This window comes from Arthrobacter sp. Marseille-P9274 (assembly GCF_946892675.1).
Classification (GTDB): Bacteria; Actinomycetota; Actinomycetes; order Actinomycetales; family Micrococcaceae; genus Crystallibacter.
Map to the genome: position 1 here is coordinate 777195 of NZ_CAMPOV010000002.1, position 18693 is coordinate 795887.

An 18693-nucleotide genomic window follows, 5' to 3' on the forward strand; every position below is an offset into this window, starting at 1 on the left:
TATGAACCAGCCATTACTGAGCGTCATCGTTCCAGCGAAAGACCAGGCACCTTTCATCCGTGACTCGATGACCAGCCTGACGCGCCAGTTCGATGATCCCTCCGTAATGGAAGTCATCGTCATCGACGATGGTTCAACCGACGGAACCGGGGAGCTGGCTGCCGCATTCGCCAGCCGGCTCCCCGGCCTGAAGATCCTCCGCAACGAGGCCGCGACCGGCGTCGCCTCCGCCCGTAACCGCGGGCTGGACGTCGCGGCCGGGCGCTTCATCACCTTCCTCGACCCTGATGACTGGTACGCCCCCGGGCACCTGTCCCGGATCACGGACGAGATCGCCGCGCTGGGCGTGGACTTCCTGCGGGTCGACCACGTGCGGCACACCGGCGGCGTGCGCACTGTCCACAAGGCGCCCCAGGCGCGCCGCGGGGTCAAGCTGGATCCGCGCAACGACATCGCGCCGCACAACCAGTCCACCATGGTGGACTACTGCTTCCCGCCGTTCGGAATTTTCGACGGCGGACTCAAGGACGCGGGCATGCTCCACTTCCTGGACGGCCGGCACACCGCGGAGGACCGCCCGTGGGTCTGGCGGCTCCACCTCAAAGCCGCCTCCTACGCCGTCAGCAACCAGCTCGGCGCGTTCTACCGGCGCGGCGTCGCGAGCTCCCTGACCCAGGTCTTCGACCGCCGCCAGCTGGACTTCCTGCCCTGCTTCGCCGAGGTGTTCCGCCTCGTCGCGGAGGACCCCGAAGCCGCCCGCTTCTGGCCCAAGGCCGTCCGCCAGTTCCTTGCCATCGCCTGCCACCAGCTGGACCGCTCCGGCGACATGGACAAGCAGGTCGTGGCGGAACTCCACGCGGGCATCCGCGCCGCCCTCGCGGGCCTGCCGGACGAGGTGCGCGAGCAGGGCCTGGCCGGCCTGGACAACAAGCGACGCAAGTTGCTCAAACCTGTGCTCCGGAGAGCTGCCGCATGAAAGAACTCTTTGTCGTTTCCACGCTGTACCAGTGCATCTCGCTGGCATCCGCCATCGACGCCGGCCGGATCCCGGACCGGGGCGCCGAGCGCATCCTGGTCCTGACCAACAGCGCCCTGATCCCCGAGATCACCGTGCCGTTCCACGAGGCTCCCGGCTTCGCGGAGGCGGCGGCCCGCTTCGACCGCACCGTGGACCTGAGCGAGCTGCTCTGGCCGCGCCGGCCCGGGCAGTTCAACCCGCGGGCCGAGGAGCTGGACCTCTGGGAGCGCCTGCTCCGGGCCGAATGGAACCTCGGCGACGCCGCCGTGAGCCTGTTCGTCGAGTCCATCCAGGTCAACCCGGCGGTCGCGCTGTGCCGCATCTTCGCCGACGCCGGCATCAGCGTGCACTCGGACGGCCTGATGAGCTACGGCCCCACCCGCAACCCGCTGCCGCGCGAACTGGCGCAGCGGCTCGAGACGCTGGTGTACGTGGACCTGGTGCCCGGTCTGGTGCCCCGGCTGCTGCGCGAACACAACCCGGCCCTGGTGCCCGTGGACCGCGCCGACCTGCGCCGCGGCATGGAAGCGCTGGCGCGGACCCTGCCCGAGGACGATGCGGTGGCCGCCGCCATCAGCGGGACCCCCGCGGCGGAGCTGGAAAAGCACAGCGCCGACCACGGCGCCTCCGGCAGCGCGCTGATCCTCGGCCAGTACCTCTCCGAGCTCGGCATCCTCTCCGCCGAGGAAGAGGTCGAGCTGCATCGGAACATGCTGCAGAAGGCCCTGGACCGGGGCATCCGCCACTGCGTCTTCAAGCCGCACCCCAGCGCCGGCCCCGGTGCCGTCACCTCCATCCAGGCCGCCGCCGCCGAACTCGGCCTGGAGCTCGAAGTGCTGACCTCGAGCAGCCCGGCGGAGGTCGTCATGCAGCGGCTGAAGCCGGACCTGGTGGTCAGCTGCTTCTCCACCGCCCTGATGACGGCGAAGCACCTCTTCGGCATTGACGCCGCTGCCGTTGGCACCGAAATCCTGCTCGAGCGGCTCACGCCGTACCAGAACAGCAATCGCATCCCGGTCACCATCATCGACGCCTTGCTGGAACGCGGCTACGCCGCCCCCGCCGAGGCGGCGGCGGAAGAGGCGGCGGAAGCGGCCGGATTCGAAGCCACCCGGACGCTGGACGCTTCGCCCGAGCGGTCGGCCCCGCTGCAGCAGCTGGTCGAGGCCGTGTCCTACTGCATGCAGCCGCAGACGCTTGAGCTGGCACGGCCCGCCGCCGAGGCCTTCCTGGCCGACGCCCAGCACACCGGGGACCTGCGCTACTTCAAGCGCCGCCGGCTGACCAAGCTGGAGCTGCCCGGCTCCCTGCCGGCCGCCAAGGTGCTCCATCCGCTGGGCCGCGCCCGCCGCGCCGGCGCCCGCCAGGTCAAGCGCGTCCTGACAGCGCTGGCGAAATGATGCAGGAAATCCTGCCCTCGATGCTGGTGGCCCGGCCGCGCTTCGGCCGTGCCACGGTCTGGGCCGAGTCCCCGCTGCAGCTGCTCAGCGCCGTGGAAGCCCACGGCGCCGGGCTGCTGGGCAACGAAACCGTCATCCACTCGCGCAGCGACGCTGTCGGCATGGACGCCACCCTGGCCGAGCTGCTGAGCCAGGTCCCGGAGGGCATCAGCTTCGCCGACCCCGGGTCCTCAGTGCCGCCGCTGCGCGTTCCGGGCCTGGACCGCTGGGTCATCGGGGACGCCTACTCCGGCATGGCGCAGGCGGAACTGCTGCGCGGAGTGGCGGACAAAGAGATTGTGATTGTCGACGACGGACTGGCCACGCTCAAGCTGCTGGCCACGCTGGCGAAGGACTCGCCGGCCCCGCTGGTGCGCCCGCGGGCAGCCGCCTCCTCCGTCCGCAAGGCGCTCGGCCTCGCGGTCTGGTTCCTGCTGCGCCGGCTCACCCGCCAGAGCCGCCTGCTGGTGGTCACGGCGCTGCCGGTGCCGCTGGACCTCGAGCAGCGTTTCCGCGCCGTCGGCGGCCAGCTGGAGCGCCACCGCTTCGAATGGCTGGGAACGCAGCCGGTGACGGAAGAGATCAACGAGCCCACCGTCGTCGTTGGTTCCGCGATGGCCGCGGACGGCCTCATCCGCGAGGAGCCCTACCTGGCGTGGGTCGAATCACTGACGGAGGACGGACCCGTGGGCTATTTCCCGCACCGGCGGGAGACGCCGGCCTCCCTCGCCAAACTGGACCGGCACCCGCTGATCCGCGTCAACCGGCACACCATTCCCGTGGAGATGCGCCTGCGCGGACTCCGCGCCGGACAGGTCGTCCGGGCGCTGCCGTCCACCGTGCTGGCCTCGCTCCGCCTGATCCTTGGACCCAACGGGGTTCCGCTGAAGGGCCACGCCGTGCCGGACAACTGGTGGCTGCCGCAGGCCTCGGACTCGCTGCGCCGGCACCTGAGCAGTTCCCTCGACGACGGCGGATCACCCGCATGAGCACCGAAAATTTGAACCCCTTGAAGGCGGCACGGAAGATGCGCATTGTCGCCATCGCTGACAGCGACTCCTACCTGAAGTTCGCCTGCGCCACGCTGGACGCCCTCGGCCCGGAATGGGAGCGCGAGGTCCTGCTGGTCCGCTCCCCCATCCAGCCGACCTTGGAACAGATGGCCGCGGCCACCGCCGGGACCTTCCTGCACGGCCGCGCCACCGCGGTGATCCCCGCTTCCGGCCTGCGGACCGCCCTGGCGGGCGCCGACGTCGTACTCGCCGCCGCCACCGGCCCCGTGGTCGAGGAGGTCTATCTGCACGCCGCCGCGCTGACCCCGCGCCCGGCGCTGGTGTCCGGGCTGCCCGGCGTCGCCTTCCCCGCCACCAAGAAGGCGCTGCGCTACCGGGCGCTCGGAGACGCCTTCATCACGCATAGCCACGCGGAGTGCCGGGCCTTCAGCGAACGCGCCGAGGGCCTCGAGCTTCCGCAGCGAATCCTGGTCTCCCGGCTGCCGTTCCTCTCCTCCCCCGAGGCGCCGGTACCCGATCCCACCCCGCTGAAGCGCGTGGTGTTCGCCCCGCAGGCCAAGGTGCCCGTGGAGAAGGACGAGCGGGTCGCCATCCTGCAGGCGCTGGCCGCACTGGCCCGCCGCACCGGCTTCACGGTGCGGGTGAAGCTGCGGGCCTGGGCCGGCGAGCCGCAGACCCACCTGGAGCAGTATCCGTTCGACACCCTCTGGAACGACCTGGTGAAGGCCCGCGCGGTGGCCGGCCATGAACTGGAGTTCTGCACCGGCTCGATGGCCGAGCAGCTGGTCCCCGGCACGGCCATGGTCACCGTCAGCTCCACCGCCGCCCTCGAAGCACTCGACGCCGGCCTGCAGGTGCTGATCCTGTCCGACTTCGGGGTCAGCGACGAGATGCTCAATAAGGTCTTCGACGGCTCCGGGCTGCTCGGCACCCTCGATGACCTGAAGGCCGGCCGCTTCTTCCACCCGGAGCACAGCTGGCTGCGGGACAACTACTTCCACCGGCAGGACGTGCCGCTGGGCCACGTGCTCGCCATCTACGCCGAGTGGGCCCGGACCGGCAAGCTCGCGCTGGACCCGGACCGGCTGGCGGCCACGCGAAAGCGGCGGCTGCGGCTGCGCCTGCGCACCCTCCTGCCGACGCCCGCACTGAAGGCCATCCGCTGGGTCCGCCAGCAGCAGCGGAACCACGACGCCCGCCGGATGGAGGCGGAGCAGGCCGCTCACAGCCTGCCCGCCTGACCATCCCGCGGGCGCCCGAACCTTAGCGGAGCGTCCCTTGCTCGGCGCCGGCCGGGAACCGCTCCCAGACCCGGTGCTTGGACAGCAGTTCCGCCATCCGCTCCAGCACCTGCGGACCGCTGCCCAGTACGACGCCGGCGGCGTCCTCCGGTACGGAGGCTGCGGCCAGTGCCTGGCCGGCGCTGTCCCACCCGCCGATCGGCTTGCAGTGCCGGTACGCCTCGGCCAGCAGCAGGGTGACCCGCGGGTCGACCCCGGGGTAGCCCGAGGGATCTCCGGCCTTGGCGTCCAGCCCCGGCGAAGCGTCCGGTGCCGGCTTGGCGGATCCGGCGACCACCACGGCGTCGAACTCCACCGAGCGCGCCGTCAAGTAAGTCCGCTGGACCGGCAGTCCGCCGGGGAGCTTGCCGCCGTGCGGGGCGATGATCAGCGGAACCATGCCGCCGGCGTGGATGGCCTCGCGCGCCGTCGCCAGCGCATCCTGGTCGCTGTATTCGTCCGCGATGATGCCCACGGTCCTGCCGGCCAGCGGCCAGCTTCCGCGCAGCTGCGACAGCGCGGCGCTGGGCTCCGGGTCGCCGAGCTCCACGGTCGGCGCGGGCGCCTCGAGCCCCAACCCGGCGGCGACCTTCGCGCAAAGGTCGGCGTCGATGTTCGCCAGGGCCTGCAGCTGCCGCTTGCGGATGTTCTCCTCGTAGCACTTGCCCAGTTCGAACGTGTAGGCCTGCGCCACGTGTTCCTGCTCGACCGGCGCCAGCGAAAGGTAGAAGAGCCGCGCCTGGCTGAAGTGGTCGTCGAAGCTCGCCGGCTTCTCGCGCTTCTTGGCCGAGGCCGGCAGTTCCTGCGGGACCTCGATGTAGGCACTCATGTCCTCGCCCGCGAGGAAGGGACAGCCGCCGTCGATCGAGTTGGGCCGGTACGGCGCCGCCCCCGCGTGCACCGCCATCTGGTGGAAACCGTCGCGGAACATGTCGTTGACCGGGGCATGCGGCCGGTTGATCGGGATCTGCGCGAAGTTCGGCCCGCCCAGCCGTGTGAGCTGCGTGTCCAGGTAGGAGAACAGCCGGGCCTGCAGCAGGGCATCGTTGGTCACGTCGATGCCGGGCACCAGGTGGCCGGGGTGGAACGCCACCTGCTCGGTCTCCGCGAAGAAGTTCGTGGGGTTCGCATTGAGGGTCATGGTGCCGACGACCTGCACCGGCGCCAGTTCCTCGGGCACGATCTTGGTCGGATCCAGCAGGTCGATCCCCTCGAATGTCTCGTCCGGGGTGTCCGGGAACGTCTGGATGCCCAGCTCCCACTCGGGGAAGGCGCCGGCCTCGATCGCATCCGCCAGGTCCCGCCGGTGGAAGTCCGGGTCGGTGCCGTTGATCATCAGCGCCTCCTCCCAGACCAGCGAGTGCACGCCCTGCTTCGGCTTCCAGTGGAACTTCACCAACGTGGTCTCGCCGGCGGCGTTCTGCAGCCGGAAGGTGTGCACGCCGAAGCCCTCCATGGTCCGGTACGAGCGCGGGATGCCGCGGTCCGCCATGAACCACATGGTGTGCGCCTGCGCCTCGGTGTGCAACGAGACGAAATCCCAGAACGTGTCGTGCGCGCTCTGTGCCTGCGGGATCTCCCGGTCCGGATGCGGTTTCGCCGCGTGGATGACGTCCGGGAACTTGATGCCGTCCTGGATGAAGAACACCGGGATGTTGTTGCCGACCAGGTCGAAGGTGCCCTCGTCCGTGTAGAACTTGGTGGCGAAGCCACGGGTGTCGCGGACCGTGTCGGCGGAGCCGCGGGAACCCACCACCGTGGAGAAGCGGACAAAGACGGGGGTCTCGACGCCGGACGCCAGGAAGCCTGCCTTCGTCACCCCGGCGGCCGCGCCGTTGGCCACGAACGTGCCGTGCGCGCCGGCGCCGCGGGCGTGGACCACGCGCTCCGGGATCCGCTCGTGGTCGAAGTGCATGATCTTCTCGCGCAGGTGGTGGTCCTGCAGCAGGCTCGGCCCGCGGGCCCCGGCCTTCAGGGAATGGTCCGTCTCGTACAGCCGGGCCCCCTGCGCCGTGGTCAGCCAGGAACCGCTCTGGCTGTGCAGCGATTTTTGCGCGCCGGTCGGAACACCGGTGGGCGTGACCGTCTCCGGCGCATCCTGGTCCGGCTTGGGCGGCAGCGGCTCGTGTGGCTCGGTCGGCTCGGCGAGCGCGGGCGGTTCCACCCCCGGCACTCCCGGAATGGGGATTTCGTTGGCCGGCGTGCTGTTCGTTGACATAGCTGTCTCCCTTTCGCAGGACCTGGTTTGGCCGGCGCCGTCGCGCCCTGCTCAGCACCCTACTAGAGTTAGTAAGCAAGCTGAACAACTTGGGCGGGATCCGCGGAACCGCGGTTTCCGGGCCGCCGCGGACCACCCGCGACGGCCAGGTCGGGCGCAGCAACCGGCGGCGAGGTGAGGAGAACAATGGCGACACAACAGGAGCGGCCGGCACCGAAAGCAAGGAAGCCGCGCCTGCGCCGCAGCAACTGCAACATGCCCGGCTTTAGCCGGCGCCGCCGCGGCAAGGGCTTCAGCTACGCCGCCGCGGACGGCAGCCGGATCGAGGACCGGGAGACGCTGGAGCGGATCAACCAGCTCGCCATTCCGCCGGCTTGGCGCGACGTCTGGATCAGCCCGGTCCCCAACGGGCACATCCAGGCCACCGGCGTCGACGCTGCCGGCCGGCGCCAGTACATCTACCACCCGCGCTGGCGGGAACTGAAGGACCGCGAGAAGTTCGACCGCGCCTTGGACTTCGCCGACACCCTGCCGCGGGCCCGCCCTGCCGTGACCCGGCTGCTGCGCGGGAGCGAGCCGACCGAGGAACGCGCCTACGCCGCCGCCTTCCGGCTGATCGACGAGGGCTCCCTGCGGATCGGCAACGAAGAGTACGCCCAGACCAACGGCTCCTTCGGCGTCACCACCATCCGGATCCGCCACATCCGGCTGCGCGAGGACATCGTGGAACTGGACTTCCCCGCCAAGAGCGGCCAGCAATGGAGCGGGCAGATCAAGGACGAGGACCTGGCCCACGCCCTCGAACCGCTGCTCAAGCGCGGCCCCGAGGAGCCGGCGCTTGCCTACCGCACGGACGGCGGCGAGTGGTCGCCGATCAGCGCGGCAGGCCTCAATGACTTCATCCGCGAGCAGTGCGGAGGGGACTTCACGGCCAAGGACTTCCGGACCTGGCAGGGCACGGTGGAGGCCGCCCTGGCCCTGGCCCGGCACAATCCGGAGCGCACCAGCCCGACGGCGCGCAAGAAGGCCGTCGCCGCGGCCATGCGGGACGTGTCGGAACAGCTCGGCAACACCCCCTCGATCGCGCGCAAGTCCTATGTGGATCCGCGGGTGCTGGACCGGTTCATGAACGGGGAAGTGCTCGACGCCGGCAGCTACCGGGCGGCGGAACGTTCCCTCCGGGACCTGGTCACCTAGCGCTCCTCCGGCATCCGCCGCTGGTTCAACCCGGTACCTGCCTTCCGGAACAGCCGCCGGACAGTACCGTTAGCCGCAGACCCACAGGGAGGCTTAGCGCATGGACCTGCAGCCAAGCCGCACCCGCGCACCCCGGGTGCTCACCGGCGTCGTTCTTGCCCTGCTCCTGGGCGGGTGCAGCAGCCTGAACCCGGGCACGGCCGAAGCCGCGGACACCGCCTCGCGGTTCCACGCGGACCTGGCGTCCGGCGATGCCCGAGCCGCCTGCGCGCTGCTGGCCCCCGGCACGGTCGAGAAACTCGAAGACGGGGCCGCGGGAAGCTGCGCCCGGAAGCTCGCGGACCTGGGACTGCCCGGGGCCGGCAACGTCCGCAGCAGCCAGGCCTTCGGCAGCAACGCCCAGGTTCGCTTCGAGGCGGACACGGCATTCCTCACGCTCTCGGGGCAGCACTGGAAGATCACCGCCATCGGCTGCACGCCGCGCGGCGAGAAACCCTACGACTGCGAAGTGGAGGGAAACTGACATGCGGTGGGCATTCTGGATCTGCCTGGGCGTCATCGTCCTCGGCCTGGCCTACATGCTGGCGATCGGGGTGCTGGCCAGATGAAGCACAATCCGCTGCTGACCAACGGGCTGAGCATCGCCTTCAGCCTGCTGTTCGCGTTCTCGCTGATCGGGCAGGCCTTCTCCGGGCTGGCCTACTTCAACGACCAGCAGCAGGCCTCCCAGCTGGAGCCGGTCGGGTTCTGGCAGTACGTCACGTCCTCGAGCTTCGCGGTGGACGTCGCCGAGAACTGGCAGTCCGAGTTCCTGCAGTTCCTGCTCTACATCTGGCTCACGGTGTGGCTGGTGCAGAAGGGGTCCCCGGAGTCCAAGGAGATCGAAAAGCGCGGCACGGAGTCGGACAAGGAGGAGCTGGTCGGCCAGTTCGCCACACCGGACTCCCCGAAGTGGGCCAAGGCCGGCGGGATGAAGACCCACATCTACTCGAACTCGCTGATCCTGGTTATGGGCGGCATCTTCCTCGGTTCCTGGTTCGCGCAGTCGGTCGCCGGCTTCAGCGCGTTCGCCGAAGAGCAGCTGGCCAACCTCCAGGACCCGGGAACCTGGGGCGAGTACCTGGTCTCCCCCGAGTTCTGGAACCGCACGCTGCAGAACTGGCAGTCCGAGTTCCTCGCCGTCTGGTCCATGGTGATCCTGTCGGTCTACCTGCGCCAGCGCGGCTCGCCCGAGTCCAAGCCGGTGGGCGAACCGCACGATTCCACGGGCGCGACCAACTAGGCCGGCTCGTACCCACCCCTCGCGGCACCCGGGCGGGGTGCGGACGCAAGCCGCCGGCCGCCGTCGCAGGTGCAACAATTCCCGGCGGGAATCACGGCCGTATGGTGAACGTTGCGCAACAAAGTAAACTAGAGAGGTTGCCTGCCCTCGGCAGGGCGGCATTCCAGGATTGTTGTTGAAGGAGAACCGTGGCAGAGAACCCCATCCGGGTCGCGATCGTCGGCGTTGGCAACTGTGCGGCTTCGCTGGTGCAGGGCGTCCAGTACTACCGGGACGCCGATCCGGAGTCGACCATCCCCGGGCTGATGCATGTGCAGTTCGGCAAGTACCACGTCAATGATGTGCAGTTCGTTGCCGCGTTCGATGTGGACAGCAAGAAGGTGGGGCTGGACCTGGCCGACGCGATCGGCGCCAGCGAGAACAACACCATCAAGATTGCCGACGTCCCGGAAACCGGTGTGGAGGTCCAGCGCGGCCACACCCTGGACGGCCTGGGCAAGTACTACCGCGAAACCATCGTCGAGGCCGACGAGGACCCGGTGGACATCGTCGCAGCGCTGCGCGAGGCCAAGGCCGATGTCATGGTCTGCTACCTGCCGGTCGGCTCGGAACAGGCCGCGAAGTTCTACGCCCAGTGCGCGATCGACGCCGGCGTGGCCTTCGTGAACGCGCTGCCCGTCTTCATCGCCGGCACCAAGGAGTGGGCTGACAAGTTCACCGCCGCGGGCGTGCCGATCGTGGGCGACGACATCAAGAGCCAGATCGGCGCCACCATCACCCACCGCGTGATGGCCAAGCTGTTCGAGGACCGCGGCGTCACGCTGGACCGCACGTACCAGCTCAACGTCGGCGGCAACATGGACTTCAAGAACATGCTCGAGCGGGACCGCCTCGAGTCCAAGAAGATCTCCAAGACCCAGGCCGTCACCTCCAACACCTCGGCCGAACTGGCCGCCGACGACGTGCACATCGGCCCCTCCGACTACGTCGCCTGGCTGGATGACCGCAAGTGGGCGTTCGTCCGCCTCGAGGGCCGCAACTTCGGCGACGCCCCGGTCTCGCTGGAGTACAAGCTGGAGGTCTGGGACTCCCCCAACTCCGCCGGCGTGATCATCGACGCCGTGCGCGCCGCCAAGATCGCCCTGGACCGCGGCATCGGCGGACCGATCCTCTCGGCTTCCAGCTACTTCATGAAGTCGCCGCCGGAGCAGTACAACGACGACGTCGCCCGCGAGAAGGTCGAGGCCTTCATCCGCGGCGACATCGAGCGCTAGCGCTTTGCGGCCTCCCACTGCTCGCAAGTTCGCAGCGGGGCCCTCGGCCGCTCGCTTATTGGGCCCCCGCGCCTGCCTTGGCCGACGCGGGGGCTCTTCCGCGCCATGACCCGGAACGCCCAAGCCATCCCCGCGACCAAGGTCGGACGGAACTACGCGCTGGACATCCTCCGGATCGTCAGCATCCTCGGCGTCGTCGCCATCCACGCCTACGGGGAAATCGTCGGGGACGCCGATCTCCGCGGACAGCCGCGCTGGCTGGCCGCCGCCATCATCGACATCGCGTTCATCTGGGTGGTCCCGGTCTTCGTCATCATCTCCGGCACCCTGACGCTGGCCCCCCGCGCGCACCGCGACGGCGCCCTCGCGTTCTACCGGAAGCGGGCGTTACGCCTGCTGCCCGCGCTGGTGTTCTGGCACCTCGTCTACATCTTCGTCGGCCGCGGCCTGCTGATGGGCCAGGAGCTCGAGCCCGCTGCCATCGCCGCCGCCGCGTTCAACACAAAAATCGCGCCGCATCTGTACTTCCTCTGGCTGATCCTCGGCCTCTACCTCGTCGCCCCGCCGCTCGCCCGCTTCCTGCAGCGCGTGAGCCTCCGGACCGCGGGAGTAACGACGGCGGCAATGCTGCTTCTGTGCCTGGCCATCTTCAGCGCGCAGGCAGTCAGCATCCAGTACGATTTGGGCTGGCGCTACCCGTGGAACGCGCTGACTCAGTGGTTCCCGTACGTCGGTTACTTCATGGCCGGCTGGGTCCTCGCCCAAATCCATGTGCGCAAAAGGTACGCCGCCCTCCTCGGAGGCGCCGCCGTCGTACTTTGCGCCTTCAACGTCTGGCACTGGATCCACCGCGACACCACGCCGCTGCTGAACGTTCTCACGCCGTCCAGCTATGTCGGCCTCGGCGTCATGGCCGCCGCCCTCGCCATCTTCACGTCGGTCTACCACCTGCTCCGCGGCTGGCACCCCCCGGCGCGCGCAGCCAAGACCATCACGGCGCTCTCCAACGCCTCCTTCGGCGTCTACCTGATGCACTACCTGATCCTGCTCTGGCTCACCTTCGTCGTCTTCGACGGCGCCGACCCCACCCTCGCCCTCGTCACCCTCAAATTCGCCATCGCCGCCCTCGGCTCCTTCGCCCTCTCCCTCGCCGCCCTCCGCATCCCCCTGGCCCGCTCCCTCGTGTAGCGCGAACCGCTTTCAGGGCAGCCTGGAGGGACGCTCGCTAAAATAGTCCAATGGGGACTGGAGAGACTGTGCAAGTGGCGGCGGGTGGAACGCCTGCCGGACTGGCCGGACAGTCTGCCGGACTGGCCGGACAGTCTGTATATCTGGACTACAACGCCACCACGCCCGTGGATCCGCGTGTCCTGGAGATTATGCTCCCGTATCTGGACACGCACTTCGGCAATCCATCCAGCGCCCACTCCTTTGGGCTCAAGCCCCACGCCGCCCTGGCGCGGGCCCGTGCACAGGTGGCGGCTTTGATTGGTGCCGCGCCGGCGGAGATCCTGTTCACCGGCAGCGGTTCCGAGGCCGATGCGACCGCGATTCGCGGAGTGGCCACCGCGGCCATCCGCAGCGGGGTGGGGCGGCCCCACGTTATCGCCCAGGCCACCGAACACCCTGCCGTTCTGGCAGCCTGCGACTATGTCCGGGACCATCACGGGGCGGAGGTGACCGTGCTGGGCGTAGACGCCCGGGGGCTGGTCGATCCCCGGGATCTGGCGGCGGCCCTTCGCCCGGAGACCGTGCTGGTGTCGATCATGCTCGCCAATAATGAGACGGGTGTTCTCCAGCCGATAGCAGAACTGGCAGGCATCACCCGCGGCCACGGTGCCTTGTTCCACACGGACGCTGCCCAGGCCGTCGGCAAGATCCCAGTGAACGTCACCGAGCTCGGGGTGGATCTGCTGACCCTTGTGGGCCACAAGTTCTATGCTCCCAAGGGCGTCGGTGCCCTCTACGTCCGCGAGGGAGTGGCGCTGGAGGCACTCATCGGCGGGGGCGGCCAGGAGCAGGGGCGGCGGGCCGGAACCGAGAATGTCCCGTACGCCGTCGCCCTCGGAGCAGCCGCGGAACTGGCAGCGGCCGATCTGGCAGCCGGCTCCGCTGACAGACTGGCGGAGTTGCGGGACCGGCTGCAGCGGGAACTCCAGATGCGGCTGCCCGGGCGGGCTCACGCCAACGGCTCGGGCGCCCCGCGGCTGCCCCAGACCCTGAACATCAGCATCGATGGAACGCTCGGCCATGCAGTGCTGTCCGCGTGCCCGAATCTTGCGGCGTCGACCGGCTCGGCCTGCCACGCCGGCACGCACCGTCCCTCCCCGGTGCTCGCCGCTATGGGGGTGGATGAGGAGCGGGGGCTGGCGGCCGTGCGCCTGACCCTGGGCCCGTGGAGCACCGAGGCCGATGTCCTCACCGCGGCCAAAGCAATCATCGAGGCTGCCGGGTAAGTCCCTGCCTGGCGTCGCGTACGGCCTTGTCTTCTTCTTCGAAGGACTTCCTGGAGGTTTCCGGCATGAGGAAGGTTGCGATGAGCGCAACGGCCGCGATGACGGTGAGATAGATGGCGGGTGCCAGTTTGTTGTTGGTGAGGGAGATCAGGAAGGTTGCCACGAATGGTGCTGTGCCACCGAAGATTGCGTAGCTGACGTTGTAGGTGACCGCGGATGAGGTGTATCGCACGGCGGTCGGGAAGGCCTCGCTGAGCAGCACGGCAGTGACGACGTTGGCGGTGACGGCTCCGACGGCGAGCAGCAGCTGGCCGCCCAAGGCGTTGGCGAAGCTTCCGCCGCCGGCCAGCAGGTATGCAGGTATTGCCAATCCGCCGAGCAGCACTGAGGAAGCGAACATGGTGCGGCGGCGCCCTACCTTGTCGCAGATGCGGCCGATGAACGGGGCGATGACGGCTGCGAATGTCAGTGCCAGGACGTTGCTCATCAGCACCAGTTCCGAGGGAAGTCCGACGACTTCGCCGAGGAAGGTGGTCATGTAGGTGGAGAACGTGTAGAAGGACAATGCGGTGAGGCTGATGTAGCCGGTGAGGATGGCCATCGGCTTCCACTGCTTCCGCAGTGTGGTGCTCAGCGGAGTATGCGTGGCGGCGGAGCTTTCGGATACCTCTTTGAACAGCGGGCTTTCGTCGAGTTTGCGTCGGATATAGAAGGCGATGAGTCCCATCGGGGCTGCGACGAGGAACGGAATGCGCCAACCCCAGCTGTCCATCGCCGCTGCCGGGAGGTTGGCGGTGAGCAGGTAGCAGAGCAGTGCCGCTCCTGCGAAGGAGGCAAAGGTTGATGCCGGCATCCAGCTGCTGTGGCGGGAGCGTTCATTCTGCGGTGAGTGTTCGATGACGTAGGTCACGGCACCCGCGTATTCGCCGCCAGCCGACAGGCCCTGCAGGCTGCGCGCCAAGGTCAGCAGGACCGCGGCCCAGATCCCGATTGTTTCGTAGGCGGGGAGCAGGCCGATGCTCATCGTGGCTCCGGACATGAGCAGTACGGTCAGGGCCAGGACTCGTTTGCGACCGATCCGGTCGCCGAGCATGCCGAAGAATGCACCCCCGATGGGCCGCAGGGCGAAGGCGACGGCGAAGACTGCGAATGTTTGCAGGAGCGCGACCACGGTGTCGCCCTCCGGGAAGAATGTCCTGGCGATGATGGGGGCCAGGAAGCCGTAGACGGCAAAGTCGAACCATTCGACGACAGTGCCGGCGGAGGCAGCGAAGGTCACTTTCCGCAGCGTGGCACGGGAGACGTTGGCCGTCCCTGCTGCGGAGGCCGAATAGGAAGTTGACGGGTTGTGGTCCAGTTGCATAGCTGCTCCCGATAGGAGGTGCCTTGCCGGCACCCGGCTTTGTAGACAGGACAAATCTGCGGACAATGGGCGTCGGCTGTAACTTTGGCTGTGCCCGATTGAGAGTGGCATTTCGCCTGAGGCTGTACACCCACTCTCTGGTTGCTTTTGCATCAATTTAGTTGCTTGAACAGCAACAGACAACAGTTTTTCTTCGTTTTTTCGGTATTCAGTTCGTGGCGGGGTGTAGGTGCTGCACACCGGCTCGGGCACCGCTCTGAGGTGGCACCCGCTTGGCGACTGCCGGTTGCGGGATCTTCCGCATCAGCACCCGGGCTGAAGCATATGATGGCCAGAAGAGTGGCGGGAGGTCACGCCAGGCGAAAGGATGCAGATGGCAGGCAGGCCGAGGCAGGACAACGGGCAGGTGCAGGGAGCTGCGGCTTCGCTGCTGAACGGGCTTGCTGTGTTGGAAGCCTTTTCCGTCCAAAAGCCGGTCCTGGGTGTGACCGAGGTCGCTCAGCGCGTGGGCCTCCACAAGAGCACGGTGTCTCGCATTCTCGGTGGCCTAACCGACGCCGGCTATGTCCAGCGGGATGAGGAGACAGGCCGGTACCGGCTCGGACTGGGCCTCATTGCGCTGTCCGGCCCTTTGCTGGCGGATCTGGATGTCCGCCGTGCTGCGGTTCCGTATCTGGAGGACTTGACCGAAAGCACCGAGGAGACCAGCGCAATCTCGGTCTGGAATGGCCATGAGGCCATCGTCGTGGAGCAGGTTGCCAGCCCGTACCAGGTCAAACACACTGCCGCGATCGGAACCCGGTACAACAAGTTCGAGAGTTCCTCGGTGCGGGTCTTCCTGGCGGAGCTGGCCCCGGCCCTCGCGACCGAACTGATCGAGTCCGGACGGATTGTACGCACCGCAGGAGACGGCCTGCCGTTGGATCACACGACCCACCTGCAGGAAGTCGCCCGCCAGGCCTACGCCGTCAATGACGGTTCGACTACCGAGGAGGAGTTCGGGGTCTCCGCTCCGGTGCGCGATTACCGGGGCAAGGTGGTTGGCTGCATTACGATATCCGCGCCCCGGTCCCGCGTGCACAAGAACGGCACCGGGGACGCTCTGGTCCAAGCCGTGCAACATGCTGCCTCGGAGGTGTCCATCCGCCTGGGCTGGTCGGCCGCTAGCTGAGGCGCGGAAAGCGGCCGCGCCTGACCTCCCATCCTCGCGGTTGATCCGGCCGGCAAAGGGGAAGGACCTCCTGCCCGGGCCTCCTTCGCGGACTTCACCGCCCACTGGTTGCGGGAAGCAGTGGCGCGGCACGCTTCGCCCGAGGATCCGTCATAACGGGCGGCGCACCGGATGTGTTTTCCGCCGGCCAACTGCCCAGCCGGGCGGACACACGGTCGGCGGCCCGAAGCACCGCATCGCGCAGAATCGACTGGCTCTGCTGGTATTGCACTCGGGATCGGGGCGCGCTGACCGTGATGCAACCTACGACCGCCCGGTAGTCCCGCACGGGTGCGGAGACGCCGTATTCCTCGAACGTGGTCTCGCCGTCGTTGACAGCGAACCCGTGATTCCGCACAGCGGCAAGCTGCTCATGGACCAGGTCCTCGAGACCTCGATAGCCGTCCCGCACCACCGTCCGGCCGGCCAGCAGCCGGTCCGTCTCCTCGGTCGGCAGCTCGGCGAGGAACACGCGCACCGAGGAGCTGGCGAACTTGTTGTAGCGCGTGCCGATCGCCGCACTGTGCTTGACCTGGTGCGGACTGGCCGTCTGTTCCACGACGATCGCGTTGGTGCCGTTCCAGATGGCGATCGCGGCCGTCTCCCCCGTGGCTTCTGTTAGTTCTTCGAGGTGCGGCAGCGCCGCCCGCCGGACGTCGAGCTCGGCCAGCAGCGGTCCGGCCAGGCCGATCATCCCGAGCCCGAGCCGGTACCGTCCCGTCTCGTCGTCGCGCTGGACGTATCCGGCTTCGGTTAGGCCGGTGAGCATCCGGGAGACGGTGCTCTTGTGCAGGCCGACAAGCTCGGAAATCTCCGTGACGCCCAGGAGCGATCGCTTGGCGACGGAGAAGGCCTCGAGGACCGCAAGACCGTTGAGCAGCGATGCTGCCGCCCCCTGCGGTTTGTCAGTAGTGGTTTGTGGGTCCAGCATGGGTTCTCCCTCCCAGGTGCCAAGTGCAGCCACCGACAGCAGCCGTCGTACGGTGCGCCCGCCCCGTCCCAGGAAGCCGGGACCGCCGCCCTCCGCGGGCAGAGCCACGACGTCACCGAACTTGGAGTCCATGTCGAACAGGTTCCAGGACACCACGCCCGGCACCCGCTGAGGGGTGCCGGGCTGTCGCCGGGTCGGCCTGGGAATGCCGGCCCGCGGGACTGCGACAGTACGGTGTGGCTCAGGCCGGATCCGCGGGGGCCTGGACCTCGGGCTGGGGATCCGAGAGGGTCTTCGGGACCGTGTCCTCGAACTGGGGGAGGCCGTTCAGGTACTCCACCACCGCATCCGTGGACTCCACGTCACCGAACTTGTTGTCGATGTCGTAGAGGTTCCACTGCACGACGCCCGGGACACGGTCGCCGATGGTCTCCCTGGGGATGATCGGGCGGAAGCCCTTCGCGATCGCGTCCTCGACGGTGTGGCGCACGCACCCGGCCGCGGTCGCACCGGTCACGATCAGGGTGTCGATGCGGTTGGAGGTCAGGAAGAGCTCGAGGTTCGTCCCCGGGAACGCCGAGGCGCGGTTCTTCTCGATCACGACCTCTCCGTCTGCGGGCGCGATGCGGTCATCGATCTGCGCCCAGTAGGAATCCGCCGGAAGGGTCTCCGTGGGGATCTTCGAGTACCACAGGCCCATGTCGTTCGTGCCGGATGTGGCGTCGCGGTTGCGGTACACGTTCGTGGTGTAGAACACCGGGACGCCCTTGGCGCGGGCAGCCTCGTTGATCCGCTGGACGTTGGGGATGATCTCCTCCATGCCCGGGCAGCTGAACGGGTGGCCCGGACGGGTCCAGGCGTTCGCGAGGTCGATGTGAATGACGGCGGGGCGGTTGCCATAGCCGATCCGGCGCTTGAAGCCGCGCTCGTTGTAGATGCCCGTGCCGGCTTCGAACGCCTCCTCCAGCACTGCTGCAAGACGGGCTTCGATGTCGTTGGTCGTAACTGTCATGACTCTCTCCACTCTCACGGTAAAACGTTGCTAAGCGAGCAACTTGGTTGCTGTGTTGACTACAGTAGCGCACGGCCCGGCGCAGCACCAGAGCTTCGCCGAATCTGTTTGTCCCGGACCAACGGCTCGGGTCGGGGCGGGCATCGGCAAGTGCGTCAGGTTCCGACTCGTCGGTCAGGCTGGCAACAGTCCTGGGCGGCGGGCTGTACGCGGTCGCCGGCCTGTCCGCCAACCGCCCCGGTAGTCCCGCACGGGCGCCGAGACGCCGCACTCCTGGCCGTCGTTGACGGCAAACCCTTGATCCCTCACGTCGGCGAGCTGTTGGTGGGTCGGGTCCTCGAGGCCCCGATAACCGTCTCGCACGACGTCCGGCCGGCTAGCAGCGGTCCGGCCAGACCGATCATCCCGAGCCCGAGCCGGTATCGCCTCGTCCCTTCATCGCGTTGGACGTATCCGGCTTCGGTCAGCCCGGTGCGTCGCCGGCTGCAGCGATCAGACCACGGGGCCCTTGGCAACAACGCCCGGGAGGCGGTCGCCCACGGCTTCCTTGACGATGATCGGCCGACTGGGGGCGATGCGGTCGTCAATCTTCACGGCGTCCGAGTTGTGTTCCGGAGTCTCGACCGAGGTTTTCTGGGACCACGGGTTCTGACGGATCGCCAACCGTCCCGGATCGCCGGGACAAACACCTCGGCTCGCCGTACGGTGCTCGATCCGACCTGCCCAACCGAACGCGCGGGCAAGACGGAATCCGCGAGAACGTGGGCGACCGGCTCCCCAATCGGACACGGAGCCCGGCCTGCCCACTGGAGCGGGCCGCAAAAAAGACACGTAATAACCATTGCGTGTTGTTGCTAGGGGAACTAAATTGCTTACTAAGCAACCAAAAGTGAGCTAGAGCACAACAAGTTGCGGGATTAGATTCCGGCCCGGGGGATTCGGGCTCCAATCCGGGGCAGAGCGGACCGGCCGACCCCGGCCTACCCTTCAACCCCAGTCC

Annotated in this window: 16 protein-coding genes; 11 read left to right on the top strand and 5 right to left on the bottom strand. The window is 68.2% G+C overall.

Features of this window, described 5'->3' with window-relative positions; all coding sequences use genetic code 11:
• Nucleotide 1 precedes the first annotated feature (1 nt).
• The 4 genes from OC550_RS16820 to OC550_RS16835 are packed head-to-tail and all read left to right on the top strand — an operon-like array spanning nt 2 to nt 4711.
• Nucleotides 2–976 (top strand): glycosyltransferase family 2 protein, encoded by a 975-nt coding sequence (locus tag OC550_RS16820; RefSeq protein WP_262107062.1) that lies wholly within the window; start codon nt 2–4, stop codon nt 974–976.
• Nucleotides 973–2418 carry an alpha-2,8-polysialyltransferase family protein gene (locus OC550_RS16825; protein ID WP_262107063.1) on the top strand — a complete coding sequence of 482 codons (1446 nt, stop codon included), beginning with the start codon at nt 973–975 and terminating at the stop codon, nt 2416–2418. Before OC550_RS16820 ends, OC550_RS16825 begins: the two co-directional genes overlap by 4 nt.
• Nucleotides 2415–3446, top strand: coding sequence for a hypothetical protein (locus OC550_RS16830; RefSeq protein ID WP_262107064.1), 1032 nt, complete (start codon nt 2415–2417; stop codon nt 3444–3446). Before OC550_RS16825 ends, OC550_RS16830 begins: the two co-directional genes overlap by 4 nt.
• Nucleotides 3443–4711, top strand: a complete 1269-nt coding sequence (locus tag OC550_RS16835; RefSeq protein ID WP_262107065.1) for a DUF6716 putative glycosyltransferase — start codon at nt 3443–3445, stop codon at nt 4709–4711. The genes OC550_RS16830 and OC550_RS16835 overlap by 4 nt, the downstream gene beginning before the upstream one ends.
• Before the next feature lie 22 nt (nt 4712–4733).
• Here the strand turns inward: OC550_RS16835 and OC550_RS16840 are convergent, their stop codons facing one another.
• Nucleotides 4734–6968 carry a catalase gene (locus OC550_RS16840; RefSeq protein ID WP_262107066.1) on the bottom strand — a complete coding sequence of 745 codons (2235 nt, stop codon included), beginning with the start codon at nt 6966–6968 and terminating at the stop codon, nt 4734–4736.
• A gap of 186 nt (nt 6969–7154) precedes the next feature.
• Here OC550_RS16840 and OC550_RS16845 point away from each other — a divergent pair, with 186 nt between their 5' ends.
• The 6 genes from OC550_RS16845 (at nt 7155) to OC550_RS16870 (ending at nt 13177) form a co-directional block, all read left to right on the top strand.
• Entirely contained in the window at nt 7155–8165 is a 1011-nt protein-coding gene (locus tag OC550_RS16845; protein ID WP_262107067.1) for a DNA topoisomerase IB, read from the top strand.
• 100 nt (nt 8166–8265) lie between these two features.
• A complete protein-coding gene (locus tag OC550_RS16850; protein ID WP_262107068.1) occupies nt 8266–8688 on the top strand; it encodes a hypothetical protein in 423 nt (140 codons plus the stop codon).
• Nucleotides 8689–8769: 81 nt separating this feature from the next.
• The gene (locus OC550_RS16855) at nt 8770–9447 is read left to right on the top strand and encodes a DUF6766 family protein (RefSeq protein ID WP_262107069.1); all 678 of its coding nucleotides are present in this window, start codon (nt 8770–8772) and stop codon (nt 9445–9447) included.
• Between the two features lie 188 nt (nt 9448–9635).
• The gene (locus tag OC550_RS16860; RefSeq protein WP_262107070.1) at nt 9636–10721 is read left to right on the top strand and encodes an inositol-3-phosphate synthase; all 1086 of its coding nucleotides are present in this window, start codon (nt 9636–9638) and stop codon (nt 10719–10721) included.
• Between the two features lie 105 nt (nt 10722–10826).
• Nucleotides 10827–11909, top strand: a complete 1083-nt coding sequence (locus OC550_RS16865) for an acyltransferase (RefSeq protein ID WP_262107071.1) — start codon at nt 10827–10829, stop codon at nt 11907–11909.
• Between the two features lie 50 nt (nt 11910–11959).
• Nucleotides 11960–13177: a cysteine desulfurase family protein gene (locus OC550_RS16870; protein WP_262107072.1), complete on the top strand. Its 1218-nt coding sequence runs from the start codon at nt 11960–11962 to the stop codon at nt 13175–13177.
• Here OC550_RS16870 and OC550_RS16875 read toward each other — a convergent pair.
• Nucleotides 13158–14540 (bottom strand): MFS transporter, encoded by a 1383-nt coding sequence (locus OC550_RS16875; RefSeq protein ID WP_262107073.1) that lies wholly within the window; start codon nt 14538–14540, stop codon nt 13158–13160. The genes OC550_RS16870 and OC550_RS16875 overlap by 20 nt on opposite strands.
• Nucleotides 14541–14913: 373 nt before the next feature.
• Here OC550_RS16875 and OC550_RS16880 point away from each other — a divergent pair, with 373 nt between their 5' ends.
• Complete coding sequence (locus OC550_RS16880; protein ID WP_262107074.1) at nt 14914–15711, top strand: IclR family transcriptional regulator; 798 nt, start codon at nt 14914–14916, stop codon at nt 15709–15711.
• A 94-nt stretch (nt 15712–15805) separates the two neighbouring features.
• Here the strand turns inward: OC550_RS16880 and OC550_RS16885 are convergent, their stop codons facing one another.
• The 3 genes from OC550_RS16885 to OC550_RS16895 form a co-directional block, all read right to left on the bottom strand.
• Complete coding sequence (locus OC550_RS16885) at nt 15806–16837, bottom strand: IclR family transcriptional regulator (protein ID WP_262107075.1); 1032 nt, start codon at nt 16835–16837, stop codon at nt 15806–15808.
• Nucleotides 16838–16922: 85 nt separating this feature from the next.
• On the bottom strand, nt 16923–17693 hold the full coding sequence (locus OC550_RS16890; protein ID WP_262107076.1) for an N-carbamoylsarcosine amidohydrolase: 771 nt from the start codon (nt 17691–17693) through the stop codon (nt 16923–16925).
• 492 nt (nt 17694–18185) lie between these two features.
• Nucleotides 18186–18356 carry a hypothetical protein gene (locus OC550_RS16895; protein WP_262107077.1) on the bottom strand — a complete coding sequence of 57 codons (171 nt, stop codon included), beginning with the start codon at nt 18354–18356 and terminating at the stop codon, nt 18186–18188.
• Between the last annotated feature and the right edge of the window lie 337 nt (nt 18357–18693).